Raw genomic sequence first — 22,147 nt, 5'->3', positions numbered from 1 at the left:
CTGACAGACTGTCGAAGGCACAGAGGCAAAGATCGGAACACGACCACGGAGGCAGCGCGGTGTCGGATACGTCGAGAACGTCGGATACCAGGACTCCGGCGCAGATCGAGGCGGACATCAAGCGCCGCCGCGAAACTCTCGCCGAGACGCTCGACGAGATCGGCGTACGGGTCCACCCGAAGACGATCGTCGGCGACGCCAAGGCCAAGGTCGCCGCCCAGATCGACCACACCCTCGGCCGCGCCTACGTCGGCGTCAACCGGGTCGTCGGCGATGTGAAGGGCCAGTTCGTCACCGAGGACGGCGCGCCGCGCCTGGAGCGCATCGTGCCCATCGCGCTCGTCGCGGCCGCAGGCGTGGGCCTGCTCGTCGTCGGCTCACGGCGCCGCAAGCGCTGACCCGGCCCGACTCGACGTGACCCGGCCCGACCCGGCTGCGTACGGACGGCTCAAAGGCAGGTAGGTTCTGGACGTGAGCGCCAATCGGGACAAGCAGACCCCCCACCACGACAAGTTGCCCATCCGGATGCTGCACGACCGCGTGCTGGTCCGGCAGGACGCCGCCGAGGGCGAGCGGCGTTCCGGCGGCGGCATCCTGATCCCCGCGACGGCGGCCGTCGGCCGACGCCTCGCCTGGGCCGAGGTCGTCGCGGTCGGACAGAACGTACGGACGGTGGAACCGGGCGACCGTGTCCTCTACGACCCCGAGGACCGGGCCGAGGTCGAGGTGCGGGGAATCGCGTACGTCCTGATGCGCGAGCGCGATCTGCACGCCGTGGCGGCGGACCGCTTCGAGGGCTCCGAAGACTCCACCGGCCTGTATTTGTAGCTCGCAACCCGCACGACGGGGCTGGTGACCATGGTCACCAGCCCCTTTTGCCTGTGCTTTGCTACCGTGGAAGGCGCTGGAAGGACCCCGACGAGACGCGCCGTACCGGGCGGAGAGCGAAAAAGCTCCCAGGCAAAGACGACGCACCCCTGTTGATCACTCAGATCACTCACGGAGGTGCCTCCCATGGCCTGGATCCTGCTGCTCGTCGCCGGCCTGCTCGAAGTCGGCTGGTCGATCGGCATGAAGTACACCGACGGCTTCACGCGACTGGTCCCGAGCGTCCTGACGTGCGCGGGCATCGTGGCGAGCATGATCCTTCTCTCCTGCGCCGCCAAGTCCCTCCCCATCGGCACCGCCTACGGCGTCTGGGTCGGCATCGGCGCGGCCGGCGCGGCGCTACTCGGCATGCTCGTCCTCGGCGAACCGGCGACCGCCGCCCGCATCTTCTTCGTCTGCCTGCTCCTGGTGGCGGTGGTGGGCCTGAAGGTGACGTCGGGGCACTGAGGGCACCCCCTCCCGCTCCCACCGCGTCAGAACGAGATCCACACATCGGGAGCCAGGTCCGGTCGCCCCGGTACCGGCCTGCGCTCCTCCGTCCAGGCATCGCCCGCGATATCGGCGGCGACACGGCGCCAGAAGCGCACGGCGCCCGGGTTGTCGTCCTGGAAGGCGACCTCCCACGGCCCCGGATGCCGGGCGACGACCTCACAGACGGCACACAGCCCGACCCCCGTCCGACGCGCCCCGCGCACCACGAAGAAGCTGCTGAGCACGCGGATCGGACCGTCCAGCCCCCGCACGAAGACGAACCCGACGGGGTGTTCCCCCCTCGTCACCAGATACGGCACCCGGTCACCGTCCGCGAACGCCGCCTCCAGCCGCTCACTGCGGAACGAGCCGTCCGGATGGGGCAACACGCCCCGGAACTCGGACAGATCGTGCTGGAACAGCGCCCAGAGACGGTCGAGCACGGGGCGGTCGGCGTCATCGGCGAGGCGCACGGCCGTGTCGGACATGGTCCCCCTCCAAAGATTTCGGATCCCGGGCATGAAAAAAGCCTCCCGGGTGGACGCCATGTCCGAATCCGAAAGGCCTGACTGCTGATCAGCACGGTACCAAAAGCCGGACGTGACCATCCGATAAACGGTTCGTTACTCCGTACGAGGCCACGAACGTGCAGTCGAGACAGGTGGGGTACATGAGCGTGCGGAGTACAGCGGAACCGATGGCGACCAACCCCGGCCACGCCGCGCCAGAACCAGACCCGTATTGCAGGGAACGACTCGCGCCGGTCATCGCCGAGGCGCGCAACTGGACCGATCTCATGCGACGGCTCGGTCTCAGGACGAGTGGAGGCCAACGTCGTGTACTCCAGGAGAAAGTAGCGAGTCACGGGCTCGACACGAGCCACTTCGTCAAGCGCAGCCCATGGCGCAAGTACCCGGATGTCGCCATCGCCGAAGCTGCCGCCTCATCGTCCTCGCTGCGCGAAGTGGCCCTGAAACTGGGCGCCACCCCGGCCACGGGAACGCTCTCCCACATCCGACGCCGCATCAGCGCGGCGGGCATCGACATCAGCCACTTCCCGGGCATGGATCGGCCCGAGTTGGACCTGCCCTTCACCTCGGAGGAACTACGGACAGCCGCAGCCGCAGCCGCGAGCGTGCGTGGCGTGGCCCGCGCGCTGGGCGTTCCGGACGACAGCCGCTCGCGCGCAACGCTGAGCCGCATGCTGGCAATCCAGCGCATCGATATCGGGCACTTCTCCTACCGGCGTGCGCCGATTCCCGAGGACAGGTTGATCTGTCTCGTGCGCAGCTCCACCAGCTATGCCGACGTCTTGCGCGGTCTCGGTATGGACGTCAACGACACCAATCACCGGCGCGTCCGGCGCGCCGCCTCCCGCCTCGATCTCGACACCAGCCACTTCAAGCGCCGGGCCTGGGGGCGGCCGGAGCGCCCAGCACTCTCATCAACCGCGCACCGGGTGCTGGTCGTCCTGCCGGACCAAGCCGGACGGACCAACAGGGCCCAGCTCCACCGCGCCATGACCGAGATTGGGGTGCCATATACCTGTACGGGGTGCGGCAACGCCGGTGAGTGGCTAGGCCGCCCGATCACCTTGCAGATCGACCATGTCAATGGGGACTGGCGGGACAACCGCAGGGAGAATCTGCGATACCTGTGCCCCAACTGTCATGCACTGACGGAGACGTGGTGCCGCCAGAAGGGGAGGGCGCCTCTCGCCGGGTGACCTGTTCTCCCCGTAGACTGAACGCCGCCGGTCGAGCGCGATGACCGTTTTTGAGCGGCCGTGATGGAATTTGGCAGTCATGCTGGGTTTAGGTCCCAGTGGGTTCACACCCGTGTGGGTTCGAGTCCCACCGGCCGCACTGCCGACAGAGCCGTGGGCCCGCCCCCCGAGGGCGACCCCACGGCTCTGTCGTGTCAGCCCAACAACTCCCGAACCACCGGCACCAGCCCCCGGAACGCCTTCCCCCGGTGGCTGATCGCGTTCTTCTCCTCGGCGGAGAGCTCCGCGCACGTCCGCTTCTCCCCCTCCGGCTGGAGGATCGGGTCGTAGCCGAAGCCGTTCGTGCCGGTCGGGGTGTGGCGCAGCGTGCCCCTCAGCTGGCCCTCGACGACCCGCTCCGTGCCGTCCGGCAGGGCGAGCGCCGCCGCGCAGGCGAAGTGGGCGCCCCGGTGGAGTTCGTCGATGTCCGAGAGCTGGGCGAGGAGGAGGTCCAGGTTCGCGCGGTCGTCGCCGTGCCGTCCCGCCCAGCGGGCGGAGAAGATTCCGGGGGCCCCGTTCAGGACGTCCACGCAGAGGCCGGAGTCGTCGGCGACGGCGGGCAGGCCGGTGGCCTGGGCCAGGGCGTGGGCCTTGAGGAGGGCGTTCTCGGCGAAGGTGACGCCGGTTTCCTTGACGTCGGGGATGTCCGGGTAGGCGTCCGCGCCGACGAGGTCGTGGGTGAGACCTGCGTCGGCGAGGATCGCCTTCAGCTCGGTGATCTTTCCGGCGTTGCGGGTGGCGAGGATCAGGCGGGTCATGGGGACCAGTATCCAAGGGCCGGAGAGTTGCTCGTTACGGCGTGCACACCTTGGTCAGTTCGCCGGCCGCGTCCGTGACCGGGCCGACGTCGGGGGTGCTGTCGCCGTTCTTGATGGCCGTGCGGACGTTGCCGACGGCCTTGTTGAGGTCGTCGACCGCCTTGTTGACGTCGGCGTTGTCCGTCTTGTCGCCGATCTTGTCGAGGTTCTTCTCTATCGCGTTGAGGGACTCGTCGGTCTGCGTCGGGTCGTTCGCCGCGTTCTCCACGGCCTGCTGGAGATCGGTGACGCTGTCGGCGATGGAGTCGGCGGTCTGGACGCAGTCCAGGGCCTTGTTGACGGCGTCGCAGCCGACGGCCGCCGGCAGGGCGACGAGTACGGCGGCGACGGCGAATGCGGCTGTGCGGCGTCGGTGGCGCGCGGCCATGGAATGGTCCCTCCCCGTGGACAAAACATGTGGTCGACCCCGTGGCGCGGTCGGCTCGGCCCGTGCGGGGGCCGACGGGGCGCACGGCTGGACCGTACGCCCGTACCCCTAAGAACGCTAAGAGTTATTCCGCGGTTGCCTCGAGGGCCGTCCGTTGGATCGTCGCGAGTTCGTCGCAGCCGGCGAGGGCGAGGTCGAGCAGAGCGTTGAGCTCCTTGCGGTCGAAGGGCTCGGCCTCCGCGGTGCCCTGGACCTCGACGAAGCGGCCGTCGCCGGTGCAGACGACGTTCATGTCGGTGTCGGCCTTCACGTCCTCCTCGTAGCAGAGGTCCAGGAGGGGGACTCCGCCGACGATGCCGACCGAGACGGCGGAGACCGTGCCGGTCAGGGGCTTGCGGCCGGGCTTGACCAGTTTCTTGGCCTGTGCCCAGGTGATCGCGTCGGCGAGGGCCACGTACGCGCCGGTGATGGCCGCCGTACGTGTGCCGCCGTCGGCCTGGAGGACGTCGCAGTCGAGGACGATGGTGTTCTCGCCGAGCGCCTTGTAGTCGATGACGGCGCGCAGGGAGCGGCCGATGAGGCGTGAGATCTCGTGCGTACGGCCGCCGATCTTGCCGCGGACCGACTCGCGGTCTCCGCGGGTGTTCGTGGCGCGGGGGAGCATGGAGTACTCGGCGGTGACCCAGCCCTCTCCGCTGCCCTTGCGCCAGCGCGGGACGCCTTCGGTGACGGAGGCGGTGCAGAACACCTTGGTGTCGCCGAAGGAGACGAGGACGGAGCCCTCGGCGTGCTTGCTCCAGCCGCGCTGGATGGTGATGGGGCGCAGTTGTTCGGGGGTGCGGCCGTCGATTCGAGACATGGCGATGAGCCTAGCCGTATACGGCTGAGTGGCCGCCTCCGGTTGCGGAAGCGGCCACTCAGGGGTGAGGTGCGGGGCTCATGGGTGGCCCGTTGTCTCACATGGGTTCACATCATGTCTTCGATGCGGTTCACATCATGTCTTCGATGTCCGCGGCGATGGGGTCGGCGTCGGTGCCGATGACGACCTGGATGGCGGTGCCCATCTTGACGACGCCGTGGGCGCCTGCGGCTTTCAGGGCGGCCTCGTCGACCTTGCTCGGGTCCACGACCTCGGTGCGCAGGCGGGTGATGCAGCCTTCGACCTCTTCGATGTTGTCGATGCCGCCGAGCCCGGCGACGATCTTCTCAGCCTTCGTGGCCATGTCCTACTCCCTGATCAGAACCGCTTTGTCGCAGTAACCCACAGTTGGCCCATCTTTGCGAGCGGCCTTGTCGTGTGTGCCGAATGATGGCGTTCACGACAGTGCGACCGTTCGTCGACTGGTCTACACCAGTGGGCGGCGCGTAGCCAACCCGGCCCCGTCCGAAGGACGCCCATGAGTGCCGACAGCGCCCCCGCGCCCGCACGGGCCCGCTGGAACAAGCTGTTCCAGGGGCTTCAGAAGATGGGCCGCAGCCTCCAGCTGCCGATCGCCGTGCTGCCGGCCGCGGGCCTCCTGATCGGGCTCGGTCAGCCTGGTGTGTTCGGTGCCGAGGGGCTCGGCTGGGACAACGTCTCCAAGGTCATGAGGGGTGCGGGCGGCGCGCTGCTCGACGGGTCGCTCGGGCTGCCGTTGCTGTTCTGCGTGGGCGTGGCCATCGGTATGGCGAAGAAGGCGGACGGGTCGACGGCGCTCGCGGCGGTCGCCGGTTTCCTCGTCTACTACAACGTGCTGCGCCAGTTCCCGGTGAGCTGCGCGGGCGGGGCGAAGGTGCTCACGAACATCGGCTGCCAGGCGGCCGACTCTTCGGTGGCGCCGTTCACGTACCAGAATCCGGGGGTGTTCGGCGGCATCGTCATGGGGCTGATGACCGCGTACTTCTGGCAGCGCTACCACCGCACCAGGCTGGTCGACTGGCTCGGCTTCTTCAACGGGCGACGGCTGGTGCCGATCATCATGGCGTTCGTGGCCGTCGCCTTCGCGGCGTTGTGTCTGTGGATCTGGCCGCCGGTGGGACGGGGCCTTGAGCACTTCGGCGACTGGCTGGTGGGGCTGGGTTACTGGGGTGCCGGTGTCTTCGGGGTGGCCAACCGGGCGCTGCTGGTGATCGGCCTGCACCAGTTTCTGAACGTGCCCGTCTGGTTTCAGTTCGGCAGTTACACCACGCCGGACGGGACGGTCGTGCACGGTGACATCAACATGTTCCTGGCGGGCGATCCGAACGCCGGGCAGTTCACGTCCGGGTTCTTCCCCATCATGATGTTCGCGCTGCCGGCGGCGGCCCTGGCCATCACGCACTGTGCCCGGCCCGAGCGCCGCAAGGAGATCGGCGGGTTGATGCTGTCGGTCGCGTTGACCTCGTTCGTCACGGGCATCACGGAACCGCTCGAGTATTCGTTCTTGTTCGTCGCGCCGGTGCTGTACGCGATCCACGCGCTGCTGACGGGGGTGTCGATGGCGGTGACGTGGGGGTTGGGCGTGCACGACGGCTTCACCTTCTCCGCGGGGCTCATCGACTACGTCATCAACTGGCATCTGGCGACCAGGCCGTGGGCGGTCGTGCCGATCGGGTTGTGCTTCGCGGTCGTGTACTACGTGATCTTCCGGTTCGCGATCACGAAGTTCGACCTGCGGACTCCGGGGCGGGAGTCGGAGGAGGAGCACGAGGACACGACCAAGGCGTAAGCGCTCCGCGGGGGCGGCCGGATGCGGGTCGCTCTTCGGCCGCGGGCCGGTGGGGGCTGGTCGCGCAGTTCCCCGCGCCCCTGTGGGGCGCGGCTCTGTCGCGCCCGGAACCGGTTCGTCCCCTTATGACCCGGGCCACAAAATTCGCGGGTTCCTTATCTCACCTTCACCGTGCTACAACAGGTCTACACCACTGAGTGGTGTAGACCACGCCGTCCCCACCCACCTTCCTTGTCCCCTGGGCGGCGCCTTGCCCACTGGAGGAAGTTGTGACCACGGCCAGCGCCGCTCCCGCGGCCGACAAGAAGAAGGGCTCCGGCGCGATGGCTGTCCTGCAGCGCATCGGCCGCAGCCTGATGCTGCCGGTCGCCGTACTGCCCGCCGCCGCGCTCCTCGTGCGTCTCGGCAACACGGACATGCTGGGACGCCCGTCCTTCCCCACGTTCTTCACCAAGATCGCCGGCTTTATGACGGCCGGTGGCAACGCCATTCTGGACAATATGGCACTGCTGTTCGCGGTGGGCATCGCGATCGGCTTCGCGAAGAAGTCGGACGGCTCCACGGCGCTGGCGGCCGTGGTCGGCTACCTGGTCTTCAAGAACGTGCTGGCCACGTTCACCGACAAGAACCTGCCGAAGGTGGCCACGGCCGTCGACGGCAAGGTGGTCATGGTGAACGCCCCCGTGGACGCCAAGGTCCTGGGCGGTGTGGTGATGGGCATAGTCGTCGCCCTGCTGTACCAGAGGTTCTACCGGACCAAGCTGCCCGACTGGGCGGGCTTCTTCGGCGGCCGTCGGCTCGTCCCGATCCTGTCCGCCTTCGCGGGTCTGCTGATCGGCATCGTCTTCGGCTACATCTGGCCGGTCCTCGGCACGGGTCTGCACAACTTCGGTGAGAAGCTGGTCGGTTCGGGTGCCGTCGGCGCCGGTATCTTCGGTGTCGCCAACCGCGCGCTGATCCCGATCGGCATGCACCACCTGCTGAACTCCTACCCGTGGTTCCAGGCGGGCGACTACCACGGCAAGAGCGGTGACATCGCGCGCTTCCTGGCCGGCGACCCGACCGCGGGCCAGTTCATGACCGGCTTCTTCCCGATCATGATGTTCGGCCTCCCGGCCGCGTGCCTGGCGATCGTGCACTGCGCCCGGCCCGAGCGCCGCAAGGTCGTCGGCGGCATGATGCTCTCGATCGCGCTGACCTCGTTCGTGACGGGCGTGACCGAGCCGATCGAGTTCACGTTCATGTTCATCGCGCCGGTCCTGTACGCCATCCACGCGGTCCTCACCGGTGTCTCGCTGGCGCTGACCTGGGCGCTCGGCATGAAGGACGGCTTCGGCTTCTCGGCGGGCGCGGTCGACTTCGGTCTGAACCTCGGCATCGCGACCAATCCGTGGGGCCTGGTCCTGGTGGGTCTGTGCTTCGCGGTGGTCTACTACGCGGTCTTCCGCTTCGCGATCATCAAGTGGAACCTCCCCACGCCGGGCCGCGAGTCCGACGAGGAGCTGGCGGAGCTGCTGAAGGCGGAGGCCAAGTAGCCCCCGCACACGACCGAAGGCCCCCGGAGAATCCTCCGGGGGCCCTTTCGTACGCACGGGTGGGGACGGCTGCGACGCCGCGGCGGCTTCTAGATTTCGTACGTCACCCGGGGCCTCGCCAGATCCACGGGGCCCGAGTACACCGCGCGGGCATCGGCCAGGTTGATCCGGGGGTCCGTCCACGGCGGGATGTGGGTGAGCAGCAGACGGCGGGCGCCGGCGCGGTTGGCGCTCTCACCCGCCTGGCGGCCGTTGAGGTGCAGGTCGGGGATGTTCTCCTTGCCGTGCGTGAACGCGGCCTCGCAGAGGAACAGGTCGGTGTCCCGGGCGAGTTCGTCCAGCGCGTCGGTGACGCCGGTGTCCCCGGAGTACGTCAGCGACTTCCCTCCGTGTTCGACACGGATGGCGTACGCCTCCACGGGGTGGCGCACCCGCTCCGTGTGCACGGTGAACGGGCCGATCTCGAACGAGCCCGGTTTGACCGTGTGGAAGTCGAAGACCTCGCTCATCGAGGAGGCGGTGGGAGTGTCCGCGTACGCGGTGGTCAGACGCTGCTCCGTGCCCTCGGGTCCGTAGACGGGCAGCGGGTCGCAGCGGCCGCCGTCGTGGCGGTAGTAGCGCGCGACGAAGTACGCGCACATGTCGATGCAGTGGTCGGCGTGCAGATGGCTGAGGAAGATCGCGTCGAGGTCGTAAAGACCGCAGTGGCGCTGCAGCTCGCCAAGGGCACCATTGCCCATGTCGAGAAGCAGCCGGAAGCCGTCGGCCTCTACGAGGTAGCTCGAGCAGGCCGATTCCGCGGACGGGAACGACCCCGAGCAGCCGACGACGGTGAGCTTCATAAGAGCTGGAACCTCCGCGCTGGCAGGAAGTGCAGAGAGTAGATGCGGGGTGCAGATACTCGGATGCAGATACGGGAACGGGGGTCGTGCGGTCCGTCGAGCGTAAGGCGCAAAAGGGCGGGTCGCTCCTCCACCAGGGGCCGTTGTGGGCGAACTCACCTGTGCTGTCACCGGTTCGGATGGATGGTCGACCGGAGGTCGGGTGCGTGGGTTGCGCGGGCGGGGAGCGGGGCGGGGTGCGCGCCGGTACCTTCTTTGGTATGGACACGTCCTGGTGGCTCGCGTTGGCGGCCGTGGTGCTGCTCGCGCTGGTCGCGACGCTGGTGGACGGCTGGGGGCGCCGTGGGCACCGAGCTGACCGGCCCGCCGGCCGGACTCGGCCGCCCGGGCGGCCGTCGGCCGGGGGGCGGGGGCGGCCACGGGTGCCGCGGCCGCGGCCCGCCGAGATCTGGTGGGCGAAGGTTCCCTACGAGGACGGGCCCGGGGAGAGGGACCGGCCGTGTCTGGTGCTGGCCGTGCGGGGTGAGCGGGTGACCGTCGCGAAGATCACGAGCAAGTACCACGACGAGCGGGCCGGGGTGATTCCGCTGCCGCCCGGTGCCGTGGGTGACGCCCATGGGCGGGCGAGCTTCCTGGAGACGGACGAGTTGCGTGAGGTGCCGCTGTGGGAGTTCCGGCGGCGGGTGGGGGTCGTGGATCCGGTGCTCTGGGACCAGGTCCGCTACTTGGCCGGCTGAGGCCGTCTCTCGCCCCCGCCGCCCCTACCCGTCCCATCCTCAACCTGGGGGCTCCGCCCCCAGCCCCCCGATCGGCCTGAACGGCCTCGTCCTCAAACGCCGGACAGGCTGAAGATGCGGGGCAAAGCCCCCGCCCGAGGGGCGCGGGGAACTGCGCGACCAGCCCCCACCCACCCGCAGCCGCAGGACCGCCCCACGGGGCCTGGGGCGGAGCCCCAGGGATGGGACGGGTAGGGGCGGCGGGGGCGAGGAACTCCGGGCCCCCGCCCCGTGCGGCCTACGCCCAGAGCTGGCCCTGGAGGGTTTCGATGGCCTCTTCTGTGGTCGCGGCGGTGTAGACGCCCGTCGACAGGTACTTCCAGCCGCCGTCGGCCACGACGAAGACGATGTCGGCGGACTCCCCCGCGGCGAGCGCCTTCTTGCCGACGCCGATCGCGGCGTGCAGCGCGGCCCCGGTGGAGACACCCGCGAAGATGCCCTCCTGCTGGAGGAGCTCACGGGTGCGGGTGACCGCGTCGGCGGAGCCGACCGAGAAGCGGGTGGTGAGGACCGACGCGTCGTACAGCTCAGGGACGAACCCCTCGTCGAGGTTGCGCAGGCCGTACACGAGGTCGTCGTAGCGTGGCTCCGCGGCGACGATCTTCACGTCCGGCTTGTTCTCCCGGAGGTAGCGGCCGACGCCCATGAGGGTGCCGGTCGTGCCGAGTCCCGCGACGAAGTGCGTGATGGAGGGGAGGTCCGCCAGGATCTCCGGGCCCGTCGTCGCGTAGTGGGCGCCCGCGTTGTCGGGGTTCCCGTACTGGTAGAGCATGACCCAGTCGGGGTGCTCGGCCGACAGTTCCTTCGCGACGCGCACGGCGGTGTTGGAACCGCCGGCCGCGGGGCTGGAGATGATCTCCGCGCCCCACATGGCCAGCAGGTCCCGCCGCTCCTGAGAGGTGTTCTCCGGCATCACGCACACCATGCGGTAGCCCTTGAGCTTCGCCGCCATGGCCAGCGAGATGCCGGTGTTCCCGCTCGTCGGCTCCAGGATCGTGCAGCCCGGGGTCAACCGGCCGTCCTTCTCCGCCTGTTCGACCATGTGGAGGGCCGGGCGGTCCTTGACCGAACCCGTCGGATTGCGGTCCTCCAGTTTCGCCCAGATCCGGACGTCGGCGGACAGCGACAGGCGTGGCAGGCGCACCAGAGGGGTGTTGCCCACCGCGGCGAGCGGGGAGTCGTAGCGCATCAGCGATCAGCGGCCGATCAGACCATGCCACCGGCGACGGCCGGCAGGATCGTCACGTTGTCGCCGTCGGTGAGCTTGGTGTTGATGCCGTCGAGGAAGCGGACGTCCTCGTCGTTCAGGTACACGTTGACGAAGCGGCGCAGCTGGCCGTCGTCCACGATCCGGGCCTGGATGCCCGCGTGCCGGGTCTCGAGGTCGGCGAAGAGCTCGGCGAGGGTCGCGCCGCCGCCCTCGACGGCCTTCTCGCCGCCGGTGTAGGTGCGGAGGATGGTGGGGATGCGGACCTCGATGGCCATGGTTGCGGGCTCCTGTCGGAAGGAAAAGTCAGGTCGGTGGGCGCGCTGCAGCGCGGGAGTAGCGGGGCGGGACGCCGGTCGTGGTCCCGCGGAGCCGTGGCTCACGGCCGTACGGCGGCAGGGTTCAGCGCGTACAGATGGCGCTCTGCAGCCTGCACAGGTCGACGTGCAGCCGCGCCACGAGCAGCGTGCCCGGCGTCTTGTCGCTCACGTCCTGGGAAACCATGGGCTCATCGTATCGATTCCCGGTCCGGGTCCCGGAGTGTGATCTCAGATGGTGGATGAATTCTGCCCAAAGTCCGGGATCGTGGCGGCGTGGAGGCGGCGTCGGGGCGGCGTCAGTACGCGTCGACGACCTTGACCTCCTCCTCCGTCACCTCTCCCTCGAGGATCCGGTAGGAGCGGAACTGGAACGGACCCGCGTCGTCCGCGTCCGCGGTCGAGACGAGGACGTAGTGCGCGCCCGGCTCGTTGGCGTAGGAGATGTCGGTGCGGGAGGGGTACGCCTCGGTCGCCGTGTGGGAGTGGTAGATGATCACCGGCTCCTCGTCGCGGTCGTCCATCTCGCGGTACAGCTTCAGCAGGTCGCCGGAGTCGAATTCGTAGAACGTGGGCGAGCGGGCGGCGTTGAGCATCGGGATGAAGCGCTCGGGGCGGCCCGAGCCCACCGGGCCCGCGACGACGCCGCACGCCTCGTCGGGGTGGTCCTGGCGCGCGTGCGCGACGATCTGGTCGACGAGGGCCTGGGTGATGGTCAGCATGTCGGTCAGGATAAGCAGAAGGGCCGCCCTGTACCGAGGGGTGGTACGGGGCGGCCCACATGCTGAACCGGGAAGGTCGGCCGTGCCGAACCGGGAAGGTCAGCCGACCTTCTCGAACGCCGGTTCGCGGCGCTCGGTGACCTGGGGGTTGCGTGCCTTGAGCACCCACCAGCCGATGGCCAGGGCCGCGGCCCAGCCGGCCATCACGTAGAGGCAGACGCGGGAGTCGGCGTCGTAGGCGATGAGGCCCGTGACGAAGAGCAGGAAGACGACCGCGATCCAGCTGCACTTCGCTCCGCCCGGGGCCGGGAAGGAGGAGGCGGGCAGGCGTCCGGCGTCGACCGCGCGGCGGTAGAGGATGTGGCTGATCAGGATCATCAGCCAGGTCCAGATGCCGGCGGCGGTGGCCACGGAGGTGACGTAGCCGAAGGCCTTCTCCGGGACGATGTAGTTCAGGATCACGCCGATGCCCATGAAGAGCATGGAGACGGTGATGCCGATCGCCGGGGTCTTGGTCGAGGAGAGCCTGCTGAAGACCTTGGGGGCCTCGCCGTTGTCCGCCAGGGTGCGCAGCATGCGGCCAGTGGAGTACATGCCGGAGTTGCAGGAGGACAGGGCGGCGGTCAGGACCACGAAGTTGACGATGCCGGCGCCGGCCGGGATGCCGATCTTCGCGAAGGCCTCGACGAAGGGGCTGACGCCCGGGGCGAACTCCGTCCACTTCACGACGCAGAGGATGACCGTGAGCGCGCCGACGTAGAAGAGCGCGATGCGCCAGGGGAGGGTGTTGATCGCCTTGGGGAGGGTCTTCTCCGGGTCCTCGGACTCGCCCGCCGTGACGCCGACGAGCTCGACGGCGAGGTAGGCGAACATGACGCCCTGGAGGGTCATCAGGGACGAGCCGATGCCCTTGGGGAAGAAGCCGTCGAACTGCCACAGGTTGGCGACGGAGGCCGTGTCACCGGCCGAGCTGAAGCCGAAGGTGAGGACGCCGAGGCCGATCACGATCATGCCGATCAGGGCGGTGACCTTGACCATCGAGAACCAGAACTCGATCTCTCCGAAGAGCTTCACCGAGATCAGGTTCGCCACGAAGAGGACGATCAGGAAGACCAGTGCCGTCACCCATTGGGGGATGGACGGGAACCAGTAGTGGACGTAGATCGCGGCGGCGGTGAGTTCCGCCATGCCGGTGACCACCCACATCAGCCAGTACGTCCAGCCGGTGAAGTAGCCGAAGAACGGGCCGAGGAACTCGCGGGAGTACTCCGCGAAGGAGCCCGAGACCGGGCGGTACAGGAGCAGCTCGCCGAGCGCCCGCATGATGAAGAAGATGATCACGCCGGCGAGGGCGTACATGAAGATGAGGCTGGGCCCCGCCTTGGCGATGTTCGCCCCGGCGCCCAGGAACAGGCCGACGCCGATGGCGCCGCCGATCGCGATCATCTGGACCTGGCGACTGCCGAGCCCGCGCTCGTACCCCTCTTCGGGGGCGTCGCCGCCCACGGCCTCACTGCCGGCACGGGGCTCTTCGGTCTTGCCGACCTGCGACGAGGTCATGTGTGGTGCGCCTTTCTCCATGCCGATCCGAGCCGGTCCCTCGGCTTCGGATCGGGTTCCGATCCCCCCGGATGTGATGGAGCTTGTTGCCTGGCCGGCGGTCGCCGGCTCGGTGGCGCACCCGACCGGACGTGGGTGGTGTCCTGTCGGGCGGTCGTGAAGATTTATCACGGCCGCAACATGGGGAGCCTTCGGGCGATGTAAGGCACGCCACAGGAAGAAGCGGACAAAAACCACTCAAGGGTGGATAGCAGGCCACAGCGGTGACGGGATCGTTATCCGGATCTGAGCGTCCTCTGAGCGAACACCGATTGAACCCTGAACAAACCCCTGGTCAGGGCATCAGCGTCTCGACGAGCGTCTCCTGGAGACCGCCCAGCCACAGGTACGCCATCACCATCGGCTTGCGCGGGTCCTCGTCCGGGAGGCGGTAGAGGAGGTCGGTGTCCTCCTCCTCGACGACGTCGAGCCGGGCGCCGATCGCCAGGCGCAGGTCGTTGAGGGCGCGCAGCCACTGCTCGGACTCCCCGGGGGAGAGCTTGAGGACCGCTCCGCCGTCGCCCGCCGTGGTGAGGGCGTCCAGCGAGCGGATCACCGCGAGGGCGTTCTCGCGCTTGCCCGCCCGCAGGTCGTTCTCGGTGAAGCGGCGGAACTCGGCGGAGTGGGCGCGCTGCTCCTCGGCCTCCTCGGGCGAGCCGGCCGCGACGTCGGGGCCGCTGTAGGCGTCCGGGAAGAGGCGCCGCAGCACGGGGTCGGAGGGTGGCTCGCTGGGGCCCTCCGCGAACAGTTCGGCGAGCGGGTCGTCGGGGGCGTTCTCCGCGGGGCCGGGACCGATGAGCTCCAGGAGCTGTACGGCGAGGGAGCGGATGATGGAGATCTCGACCTCGTCGAGCGCGACGGCCGCGCCGCCGCCGGGGAGCGGTTCGAAGTGTCCTGGCATGGAGTGAGTTCGCTACTTCCGGTCCTGCTCGCGGTTTACAGGGAGGGCTCGGATGCTTTGGTCCGGCTGCTTCCGGTCCGACTGCTTCCGGTCCTGCTACTTCCGGTCCTGCTGAAGGGTGGCCCACAGACCGTAGCCGTGCATGGCCTGTACGTCGCGTTCCATCTCCTCGCGCGTGCCGCTGGAGACGACCGCCCGGCCCTTGTGATGGACGTCGAGCATGAGCTTGGTGGCCTTGTCCTTCGTGTAGCCGAAGTACGTCTGGAAGACATACGTCACATAGCTCATGAGGTTGACCGGGTCGTTGTGCACGATGGTGACCCAGGGGACGTCAGGCTCGGGTACGGCGAAGACCTCCTCCGCCGACTCGGTCTTTTCGATCTCTAGGGGTGCGGGAGCGGTCACACGGCCCATGCTGCCACCAGAGAGGGGGGCCCGCACAAATGGACCCCCGGAATGCCACGGGGATACAACCGGAATACATCGACATACATCGACCCCACAAATCGTCAGAGTGACGAGATGGGGGTACCATCCAGGCTTATGAACACAGCGGACCTTGGGCTGCCGGTGGACGTTCCCTCGACGGCGCTCTTCACCGACCAGTACGAGCTGACGATGTTGCAGGCCGCACTGGCCGCGGGGACCGCCGAGCGGCGCTCGGTCTTCGAGGTCTTCACGCGGCGGCTGCCGGAGGGGCGGCGCTACGGCGTCGTGGCGGGCACCGGGCGGGTCCTCGACGCCGTCGAGAACTTCCGCTTCGACGCCGACGTCCTGGGCTTCCTGCGCGAGAACGCCATCGTGGACGAGCCGACCCTGCGGTGGCTCGCCTCGTACCGCTTCCGCGGGGACATCTGGGGCTATCCCGAGGGCGAGGTGTACTTCCCTGGCTCGCCGATCCTGCGGGTCGAGGGGTCCTTCGCGGAGTGCGTGCTCCTGGAAACGGTGATCCTCTCCATCCTCAACCACGACTCGGCGATCGCGGCCGCCGCCTCCCGGATGGCCTCCGCCGCCGGGGGCCGGCCGCTGATCGAGATGGGCGCCCGGCGCACGCACGAGCTGGCCGCGGTGGCGGCGGCACGGGCCGCGTACGTCGGAGGCTTCACGACCACCTCCGACCTGGCCTCCGGATTCCGCTACGGCATCCCGACCGTCGGCACCTCCGCACACGCCTTCACCCTGCTCCACGACCGCGAGCGGGACGCCTTCCAGGCCCAGGTGAACTCGCTGGGCCGCGGAACGACGCTGCTCGTGGACACGTACGACGTCACGGAGGCGGTACGGATGGCGGTCGACATCGCCGGGCCGGAACTCGGGGCCGTACGGATCGACTCCGGGGACCTGCTGCTGGTCGCGCACCGGGTAAGGCAGCAGCTGGACGAGCTGGGCGCGACCGACACGCGGATCATCGTGACCTCGGACCTGGACGAGTACGCGATCGCCTCGCTGGCCGCGGCCCCCGTGGACGCGTACGGAGTCGGCACGCAGCTGGTGACGGGTTCCGGCCATCCCACCTGTTCGATGGTCTACAAGCTGGTCGCCCGCGCCGAGTCGGCGGACCCGAAGCTTCCGCTGGAGCCCGTGGCCAAGAGGTCCACCGGTGGCAAGACCTCCATCGGCGGGCGCAAGTGGGCCGCGCGCCGGCTCGACGAGTGGGGGGTCCCCGAGGCCGAGGTGATCGGCACCGGGCCGGTCCCCGCGGAGCTGGCCGACCGACAGCTGCTGGTGGAGCTCGTCAAGGGCGGGCAGGTCCTCTCCCGCGAGCCCCTCGACGTCGTACGCGACCGGCACGCGGCCGCGCTGGCCGGCCTGCCGCTGTCGGCGACGCAGCTCTCCCGTGGGGAACCGGTCATTCCGACGGAATACGTCTGACACGGCCCCGGTGGTGTGCGCGGGGTGCGCCGGAGCGCGCGCGGGCGGCGCTCCGGCCGGCTCAGGCCACGCTTGGGCGAAGCACGAATGAACGGGCGGTCAGCGGGAATGCAACGGCAACACGCAACACCACATCTCCGCCGCAGCAGGCCGTAACCGAAAGCCCCCTCCCGTGCCGCGCGTGAAGTCTCTAGGCTCGGCCCCACAGGCCGGTCCCGCGCTCCCAGCCACATCCACCGACCCCATAGTCGAAACAGTCGAAGGACACCGACCATGCGCCGCGCCTTGATCGTCGTAGACGTGCAGAACGACTTCTGCGAGGGAGGCAGCCTCGCGGTGGCCGGAGGTGCCGATGTGGCCGCCGCCATCACGGAGCTGATCGGGCAGGCGCCCGCCGGTTACCGGCATGTCGTCGCCACCCGTGACCTCCACATCGCTCCCGGTGGCCACTTCGCCGACAACCCCGACTTCGTCCACTCCTGGCCCGCGCACTGCGTGGCCGGCACGGAGGGGGTCGGATTCCACCCCAACTTCGCCCCGGTGGTCGCCTCCGGCGCGATAGACGCCGTCTTCGACAAGGGCGCGTACGCGGCGGCGTACAGCGGCTTCGAGGGCGCCGACGAGAACGGGGTCTCGCTGGGTGACTGGCTGCGCGCCCGCGAGATCGACGAGGTGGACGTGGTCGGCATCGCCACCGACCACTGCGTGCGCGCGACCGCCCTGGACTCCGTCCGAAACGGCTTCCGCACCCAGGTCCTGCTGGACCTCACGGCCGGCGTCTCCGAGGAGACCACGGACCGCGCGCTGGAGGAGCTGCGGGCGGCCGGGGTGGAGCTCACGGGCAAGCCCGTGGTCTGACCCGCGGTCCAACCCGCGGTCCAACCCGTGGCCCGAAAGGCGGCACAGGGCCCTACGCCGGTGCCGCCGGGCGTCTCAGGAGGGATCTGAACGGGCGCCACAGTTCCTGGGCGAGGTCGGAGCCCTGGACACCGTCGTCAGGGGTGGTGCGCCATATGAGGCCGTCGGGGTGGTGCAGGACGGCGGTGATCTCGTCGGGGGTGGGCGGGGCCGCGTTCCCTCGGAGGTACACCGCGCGCAGGCCCAGGTTGCGAAGGCGCGTCAGTGCCCGGGCCCGGTTCTGGGCCAGGACCAGAAAACGCACCTGCCCAGGGCCCGAGCCCGCCGGTCTCGGCAGGTTCAGCGCCACCACCACGCTGCCGTTCGGCAGCTTGCAGAAACCTCCTGCGGCCATGCAGTCACACCCCCGTGCGCACCGGTGTCAATAAGAAATCCACAGGACGCACCTAAACACGATCGGCGGCAACCCGCCAGGGGGTTGCCGCCGATACGCTTCTGACCTGCGAGAATGCCGCTTACTTCACCGCACGGCCCACTTCGAGCGAGATCGTCGAGCCGTCGCGGGCCTCCTTGACGATCTTGATCTTGGTGTTGGTGTCAGTGATCTGGACACCCGCGGTCGGGGCCGTCGTGTCGTAGTAGGTGCTGGTGTGGTCGTTGAAGACCGGCACCCCCGGCTTCGACGGGATCTTCGTCGCCACGTCCGCGTTGTGCAGCGTCAGACCGTCCGTGCGGTACAGGCTGAACGGCGAGTCGTACGACTGGATCCGGCTGCGCATCACCGTTCCGTTGGACCACTTCAGCGCGGTGGAGTGCGAGTCGACCGGCAGGATCAGCCCGGAGCCCGCGTGCGCGCTGACGTTGTTGTCCTTCTGCGAGGTGTCCCACTTCCAGATCAACAGGCCGTTCTGGTACGGGTAGTGCTCCACCCAGGACGGACGCGTCGTCGAGAAGCCGAAGTTGTACGGGCCGGTCTTGAGGGTCTTGTCGTACGAGACGTACTGACGGTTCTCCGCGATGTAGTACTGCGCGTAGTCGTCGGTGAAGGACGCGCCGACCCGGGAGAACCCGGCGGCGGTCCACGCGGCGTCCGCGGTCTCGGCGTTGTCCGAGAAGAGCGCCGAACCGTCCGCGGTCACCGTGATCTCGTCGGCCGCGAAGCCCTTCAGCGCCACGCCGCCGTCGCTCTGGTAGCGGAACCGCAGGTCGATCTTCTGGCCCGCGTAGGCGTCGAGCGGGAACGACAGCTTCTTGTACGCGTCCACCGTGCCGGTCAGCGCGGGCTTGCCACTGCCGTCGCGCGGGATCGGCTGCCCGTCCACCGTGCCGTCGAGCGCGGTCCAGTTGGCGCCGCCGTCGGTCGAGACCTCGGTGTACAGGTAGTCGAAGTCGGCCTCGATGTCGTACCAGCCGTCGAGCGAGAGGGCGGCCGACGACTTGCCGGTGAGGTCGACGGAACGCGTCAGCGTGTTCTTGAGGTCGTTGCCGCTGCCGCTCCACCACTGGGTCGAACCCTGCGCCGGGGCGACGATCTCGGTGGTGACCGCCTTGTCGGGCAGCGAGACCACCAGGGCCTGCTTGTTCTTGGTGTTGTACTCGGCGACACCCAGCTTGTGCTTCGACTTCGTCGCGGCCTTGGCCGTGTCGTAGTTCAGCCAGCCGAGCTGCAGCTTGTCCCAGGAGTTCATGTCACCGGGCAGGTCGCCGATGGCGTTCTTGCCGGTGCCGAGCCAGGAACCGGAGGACATCAGGGTCCAGAAACCCGTGGAGTTCTCGGCCGAGTTGGTGGTGTCGTACTCGTCCGGCAGACCGAGGTCGTGGCCGTACTCGTGCGCGTAGACGCCGAGTCCGCCGTTCTCCGGCTGGATGGTGTAGTCGCCGACCCAGATGCCGGTGTCGCCGATCGCGGCGCCGCCGAGCTTGTTGCCGGCCGGACCCGTGGCGCCCGCGTCGGTGCCGAACGCGTACCAGCGGTGCGCCCAGATGGCGTCCTCGCCCTGCGCGCCGCCACCCGCGGACTCGTCCTCACCGGCGTGCACGACCTGGAAGTGGTCGATGTAGCCGTCGGGCTCGTTGAAGTTGCCGTCGCCGTCGTAGTCGTAGCGGTCCCACTGGTCGTACTTGGCCAGGTCCGCCTTGATGTCCGCGTCGGACTTGCCGGCCGCCTTCTGGTCGCCGACCCAGGCGGTGACACCGTCCTGGACCGCGTACCAGGCGCCGGTGGACGCCTTGTTGGAGCCGTAACGGGCCTCGTTGTAGGGGACCTTGACCCAGTCGCTGACCTCGCCGTCGACCGAGTAGCGGCCCGAGGACTGCTTCTCGTAGTACTTCTTCAGCGACTCGGTGTTCTTGCCGGTGCCGAAGTAGAGGTCCTGGAAGTGCGCCTGGTTGTAGTCCGCCTGCCAGGCCGTGCTGTTGTCCTGGGCGCGGTCGGGCGCGGCTATCTGGTTGTGCAGCGGGCCCACGGTGCCGCCGTAGCGGCTGTCGACCTGGTCGCCGAACTCGACCAGGATGGTGAAGATCTTGTCGGTCTTCTCGCGGCCGAGCTCGACGTACTTGTTCTTGCCCTTGAGCTTGACGACCTGTGAACCGTTCCGGTCCTGGACCTTCGCGTCCCCGGATATGACCTGGTTCAGGGCCTCTTCGCGCTGTGCTTCCTGGGTCTTGCTGAGCGGGCCGTCGAGGTCGTGTTCGGCCTCCTTGCCGGCCGGCTGGGGCTCGTGGCGGTTCGCGCTCGCCGAAGCCGCCGCCGATGCGGCATCATCTGCCTGCGCCACGGCGAACGTCGAGAACGTGGCGGTAGCCGCCGCGAGGGCAACGCCCACCGCGGCTGCTCTGAACGTCCATGGTCTGCTGGTCACTTGAAGTCCTCCCCCGCGTCCGTTCGCGCGGATGGGGGGATCCCGGGGGTCATGGAGGTCCGCGCGCGTATACGCGTGTCAAGTGACGACATTTGACCGGAGTTACCAAAGAAAAGACAGATCTTGACTTGAACCTGGCAACTGCACTATGCGGAGCTGTAGTTCGGTATCCGAACCGAGGCGGGGCTCCTCAACGGGCGCGTCCCGCTGTCCACTTGGTGGACGCGATGACTCCGTGCGCCCCCTGTGCTCCGGCACCGTGGGTAAGGTCACGCTTACCGGACGTTCCACTCGGGCATGCAGGCGAATAGAGTCGATTGGCGGAACGTGGGAATGTCAACGGATTGGCAAGGAGACACCGTTGTCGTCCCACGATTCGCAGCCCCATCCGGATACGCGGCCCCACTCCCGTTGTCGATCACTCCGGTCGCCGTCCGGTCCCGTTGTTGTCCGCATCCTCCCCCATCGCGAGAGGCACGGGGGGAGTACCCCCACCCCGAGGAATCGCCATGCCTCGTCCGACCGCCGCACAGCTCGCCTACGGTTCCTGCACCGTGATCTTCTCCACCCTCGCCATGCTGCTGCTGTCTCAGACGAGTTCGGGCCTGGGGATCGCGGTGATCACCCTCTCGGCACTCGCTCTCGGACTGCTCGTCGCCGTAACGGTTCCGCTGCCGAAGCGCGTGCGTTCCGGCTCCGTGGCCGCCGTACCGGCCCCCGCACCGGTTCCCGTTCAGGAGCGGGTGCCCGCACAGCGCGAGACCGCGTCCGTCGCCGCGTCCCTGTCCGTGTCGTCGGCGTCCGTCTCCGCCGTACGCGAACCGGCGGGCCCGTGATTCCACGAACCCGCCGCTGTCCCGATCAGCCGTCTCCCCGTGGAGTGCGGCTGATCGCGTACGTCGGCCCGTTCAGCTCGTTCAGGCCGTTCAGCCCGTGCTGACCACCACCGTCTTGGCCGCCTTGTCGTGCAGGCCCTGCTTGTAGGGCTTGTCGAAGAAGCTCCAACCGCCCGCGATCGCGGTCCAGATGCACGCGCAGCAGAACGCGAACGGGATCCACAGCACCAGCGAGCGGACCAGCGTGGTCTGCACGGAGGGCGTGGAGCCGTTGTCGAGGTTGGCCACACGCAGCTTGAACAGCTTCTTGCCGAGCGTCTGCCCCGACCTGCTGATCATGATGGTGTCGTAGCCGACGTAGAGCACCGCGGCGATCACGGCCTGCCCGAAACCCCTGCTGTACTCCATCTTGTCCGCGTTCAGCGTGTACTCGTCGACCCCGAACGCCAAGGTCAGCAGCCACACCACGATGCCCACCAGGATCATGTCGATGATCCTCGCCACCGTGCGTCTGCCGCTGTCGGCGAGCGGCGGCATGCCGGCCAGCGGGTCACCGCCGTAGGGGCCGCCGGGGCCGTACGGGTCCCCGCCGCCGTGCGGAGGCGGCTGATTGCCGTACGGGGAGTCGTACGGGGAGCCCTGGGGCGGTGTCGACGACGGTGGGGTGTCGTACGGGGAGCCGCCGCCCTCGGCGGGCGGGGGCTGCTTCTTGAACGGATCCTCGTCCGGTGGCTGACCCGAACCCGGGGGCGGCGGTTCGCTGCTCATGGCCCGAGTCGACCGCGAACCCCGCCGCCGCGCATCCGGCGAGCGGCCGTCCGGGGG

General features: G+C 68.7%; 26 protein-coding genes and 1 tRNA gene. 11 read left to right on the top strand and 16 right to left on the bottom strand.

Annotated elements, in window-relative coordinates:
* Positions 1 to 59: 59 nt before the first annotated feature.
* The 3 genes from OG568_RS31345 to OG568_RS31335 all read left to right on the top strand — a co-directional run bounded on the left by OG568_RS31345 (position 60) and on the right by OG568_RS31335 (position 1,335).
* Positions 60 to 398 (top strand): DUF3618 domain-containing protein, encoded by a 339-nt coding sequence (locus OG568_RS31345; protein ID WP_329533958.1) that lies wholly within the window; start codon positions 60 to 62, stop codon positions 396 to 398.
* Between the two features lie 127 nt (positions 399 to 525).
* Positions 526 to 828, top strand: a complete 303-nt coding sequence (locus OG568_RS31340; protein ID WP_187285621.1) for a GroES family chaperonin — start codon at positions 526 to 528, stop codon at positions 826 to 828.
* Between the two features lie 186 nt (positions 829 to 1,014).
* Positions 1,015 to 1,335, top strand: coding sequence for a DMT family transporter (locus OG568_RS31335; protein WP_329533957.1), 321 nt, complete (start codon positions 1,015 to 1,017; stop codon positions 1,333 to 1,335).
* A 26-nt stretch (positions 1,336 to 1,361) separates the two neighbouring features.
* Here OG568_RS31335 and OG568_RS31330 read toward each other — a convergent pair whose 3' ends face one another.
* A complete protein-coding gene (locus OG568_RS31330) occupies positions 1,362 to 1,847 on the bottom strand; it encodes a GNAT family N-acetyltransferase (protein ID WP_329533956.1) in 486 nt (161 codons plus the stop codon).
* A gap of 209 nt (positions 1,848 to 2,056) precedes the next feature.
* Between OG568_RS31330 and OG568_RS31325 the strand changes: the two genes are divergently transcribed.
* Positions 2,057 to 3,085: an HNH endonuclease signature motif containing protein gene (locus OG568_RS31325; RefSeq protein ID WP_329533955.1), complete on the top strand. Its 1,029-nt coding sequence runs from the start codon at positions 2,057 to 2,059 to the stop codon at positions 3,083 to 3,085.
* Positions 3,086 to 3,139: 54 nt separating this feature from the next.
* Positions 3,140 to 3,224 (top strand) — tRNA-Leu (locus tag OG568_RS31320).
* A gap of 55 nt (positions 3,225 to 3,279) precedes the next feature.
* Here OG568_RS31320 and rdgB read toward each other — a convergent pair.
* From rdgB to OG568_RS31300, 4 genes are all read right to left on the bottom strand, one after another.
* Positions 3,280 to 3,882: an RdgB/HAM1 family non-canonical purine NTP pyrophosphatase gene (rdgB, locus tag OG568_RS31315; protein WP_266624989.1), complete on the bottom strand. Its 603-nt coding sequence runs from the start codon at positions 3,880 to 3,882 to the stop codon at positions 3,280 to 3,282.
* A gap of 34 nt (positions 3,883 to 3,916) precedes the next feature.
* A complete protein-coding gene (locus tag OG568_RS31310) occupies positions 3,917 to 4,309 on the bottom strand; it encodes a hypothetical protein (RefSeq protein WP_266413635.1) in 393 nt (130 codons plus the stop codon).
* Positions 4,310 to 4,433: 124 nt separating this feature from the next.
* Complete coding sequence (gene rph, locus OG568_RS31305; protein WP_266624991.1) at positions 4,434 to 5,168, bottom strand: ribonuclease PH; 735 nt, start codon at positions 5,166 to 5,168, stop codon at positions 4,434 to 4,436.
* Positions 5,169 to 5,298: 130 nt separating this feature from the next.
* On the bottom strand, positions 5,299 to 5,532 hold the full coding sequence (locus OG568_RS31300; protein WP_030569190.1) for a glucose PTS transporter subunit EIIB: 234 nt from the start codon (positions 5,530 to 5,532) through the stop codon (positions 5,299 to 5,301).
* A 174-nt stretch (positions 5,533 to 5,706) separates the two neighbouring features.
* On the opposite strand from OG568_RS31300, the gene OG568_RS31295 reads away from it, so the two are divergent.
* Together OG568_RS31295 and OG568_RS31290 are read left to right on the top strand one after the other, a co-directional pair.
* A complete protein-coding gene (locus tag OG568_RS31295; RefSeq protein ID WP_266413633.1) occupies positions 5,707 to 6,996 on the top strand; it encodes a PTS transporter subunit EIIC in 1,290 nt (429 codons plus the stop codon).
* 269 nt (positions 6,997 to 7,265) lie between these two features.
* A complete protein-coding gene (locus OG568_RS31290) occupies positions 7,266 to 8,531 on the top strand; it encodes a PTS transporter subunit EIIC (protein ID WP_266413632.1) in 1,266 nt (421 codons plus the stop codon).
* 89 nt (positions 8,532 to 8,620) lie between these two features.
* Here OG568_RS31290 and OG568_RS31285 read toward each other — a convergent pair whose 3' ends face one another.
* Positions 8,621 to 9,373, bottom strand: a complete 753-nt coding sequence (locus OG568_RS31285) for an MBL fold metallo-hydrolase (protein WP_329533954.1) — start codon at positions 9,371 to 9,373, stop codon at positions 8,621 to 8,623.
* A gap of 260 nt (positions 9,374 to 9,633) precedes the next feature.
* On the opposite strand from OG568_RS31285, the gene OG568_RS31280 reads away from it, so the two are divergent.
* Positions 9,634 to 10,110 (top strand): type II toxin-antitoxin system PemK/MazF family toxin, encoded by a 477-nt coding sequence (locus OG568_RS31280; RefSeq protein ID WP_329533953.1) that lies wholly within the window; start codon positions 9,634 to 9,636, stop codon positions 10,108 to 10,110.
* 277 nt (positions 10,111 to 10,387) lie between these two features.
* On the opposite strand, the gene OG568_RS31275 is transcribed toward OG568_RS31280, so the two are convergent.
* The 7 genes from OG568_RS31275 to clpS form a co-directional block, all read right to left on the bottom strand.
* Positions 10,388 to 11,338: a PLP-dependent cysteine synthase family protein gene (locus OG568_RS31275; protein WP_329533952.1), complete on the bottom strand. Its 951-nt coding sequence runs from the start codon at positions 11,336 to 11,338 to the stop codon at positions 10,388 to 10,390.
* 17 nt (positions 11,339 to 11,355) lie between these two features.
* Positions 11,356 to 11,634 (bottom strand): MoaD/ThiS family protein, encoded by a 279-nt coding sequence (locus tag OG568_RS31270; protein ID WP_054229696.1) that lies wholly within the window; start codon positions 11,632 to 11,634, stop codon positions 11,356 to 11,358.
* A 124-nt stretch (positions 11,635 to 11,758) separates the two neighbouring features.
* Positions 11,759 to 11,860 carry a putative leader peptide gene (locus OG568_RS31265; RefSeq protein ID WP_329533951.1) on the bottom strand — a complete coding sequence of 34 codons (102 nt, stop codon included), beginning with the start codon at positions 11,858 to 11,860 and terminating at the stop codon, positions 11,759 to 11,761.
* 112 nt (positions 11,861 to 11,972) lie between these two features.
* Positions 11,973 to 12,395 (bottom strand): M67 family metallopeptidase, encoded by a 423-nt coding sequence (locus OG568_RS31260; RefSeq protein ID WP_266582689.1) that lies wholly within the window; start codon positions 12,393 to 12,395, stop codon positions 11,973 to 11,975.
* Between the two features lie 99 nt (positions 12,396 to 12,494).
* Positions 12,495 to 13,955 (bottom strand): amino acid permease, encoded by a 1,461-nt coding sequence (locus OG568_RS31255; protein ID WP_329533950.1) that lies wholly within the window; start codon positions 13,953 to 13,955, stop codon positions 12,495 to 12,497.
* A gap of 334 nt (positions 13,956 to 14,289) precedes the next feature.
* A complete protein-coding gene (locus tag OG568_RS31250) occupies positions 14,290 to 14,895 on the bottom strand; it encodes a DUF2017 domain-containing protein (RefSeq protein WP_329533949.1) in 606 nt (201 codons plus the stop codon).
* A 96-nt stretch (positions 14,896 to 14,991) separates the two neighbouring features.
* Entirely contained in the window at positions 14,992 to 15,309 is a 318-nt protein-coding gene (gene clpS / locus OG568_RS31245; RefSeq protein WP_054229692.1) for an ATP-dependent Clp protease adapter ClpS, read from the bottom strand.
* A gap of 129 nt (positions 15,310 to 15,438) precedes the next feature.
* On the opposite strand from clpS, the gene OG568_RS31240 reads away from it, so the two are divergent.
* Both OG568_RS31240 and OG568_RS31235 read left to right on the top strand, forming a co-directional pair.
* A complete protein-coding gene (locus OG568_RS31240) occupies positions 15,439 to 16,767 on the top strand; it encodes a nicotinate phosphoribosyltransferase (protein WP_329533948.1) in 1,329 nt (442 codons plus the stop codon).
* 273 nt (positions 16,768 to 17,040) lie between these two features.
* Complete coding sequence (locus OG568_RS31235; protein WP_266413616.1) at positions 17,041 to 17,625, top strand: isochorismatase family protein; 585 nt, start codon at positions 17,041 to 17,043, stop codon at positions 17,623 to 17,625.
* Positions 17,626 to 17,677: 52 nt separating this feature from the next.
* Here OG568_RS31235 and OG568_RS31230 read toward each other — a convergent pair whose 3' ends face one another.
* Both OG568_RS31230 and OG568_RS31225 read right to left on the bottom strand, forming a co-directional pair.
* Positions 17,678 to 18,019, bottom strand: coding sequence for a hypothetical protein (locus OG568_RS31230; protein WP_329533947.1), 342 nt, complete (start codon positions 18,017 to 18,019; stop codon positions 17,678 to 17,680).
* Positions 18,020 to 18,140: 121 nt separating this feature from the next.
* Complete coding sequence (locus OG568_RS31225) at positions 18,141 to 20,486, bottom strand: immune inhibitor A domain-containing protein (protein ID WP_329533946.1); 2,346 nt, start codon at positions 20,484 to 20,486, stop codon at positions 18,141 to 18,143.
* A 509-nt stretch (positions 20,487 to 20,995) separates the two neighbouring features.
* On the opposite strand from OG568_RS31225, the gene OG568_RS31220 reads away from it, so the two are divergent.
* On the top strand, positions 20,996 to 21,322 hold the full coding sequence (locus tag OG568_RS31220) for a hypothetical protein (protein ID WP_329533945.1): 327 nt from the start codon (positions 20,996 to 20,998) through the stop codon (positions 21,320 to 21,322).
* Between the two features lie 90 nt (positions 21,323 to 21,412).
* Here OG568_RS31220 and OG568_RS31215 read toward each other — a convergent pair whose 3' ends face one another.
* Positions 21,413 to 22,090 carry an RDD family protein gene (locus OG568_RS31215; protein ID WP_329533944.1) on the bottom strand — a complete coding sequence of 226 codons (678 nt, stop codon included), beginning with the start codon at positions 22,088 to 22,090 and terminating at the stop codon, positions 21,413 to 21,415.
* Between the last annotated feature and the right edge of the window lie 57 nt (positions 22,091 to 22,147).

Source organism: Streptomyces sp. NBC_01450, assembly GCF_036227505.1.
Lineage (GTDB): Bacteria > Actinomycetota > Actinomycetes > Streptomycetales > Streptomycetaceae > Streptomyces.
This window is presented reverse-complemented; position numbering and strand designations above follow the sequence as displayed.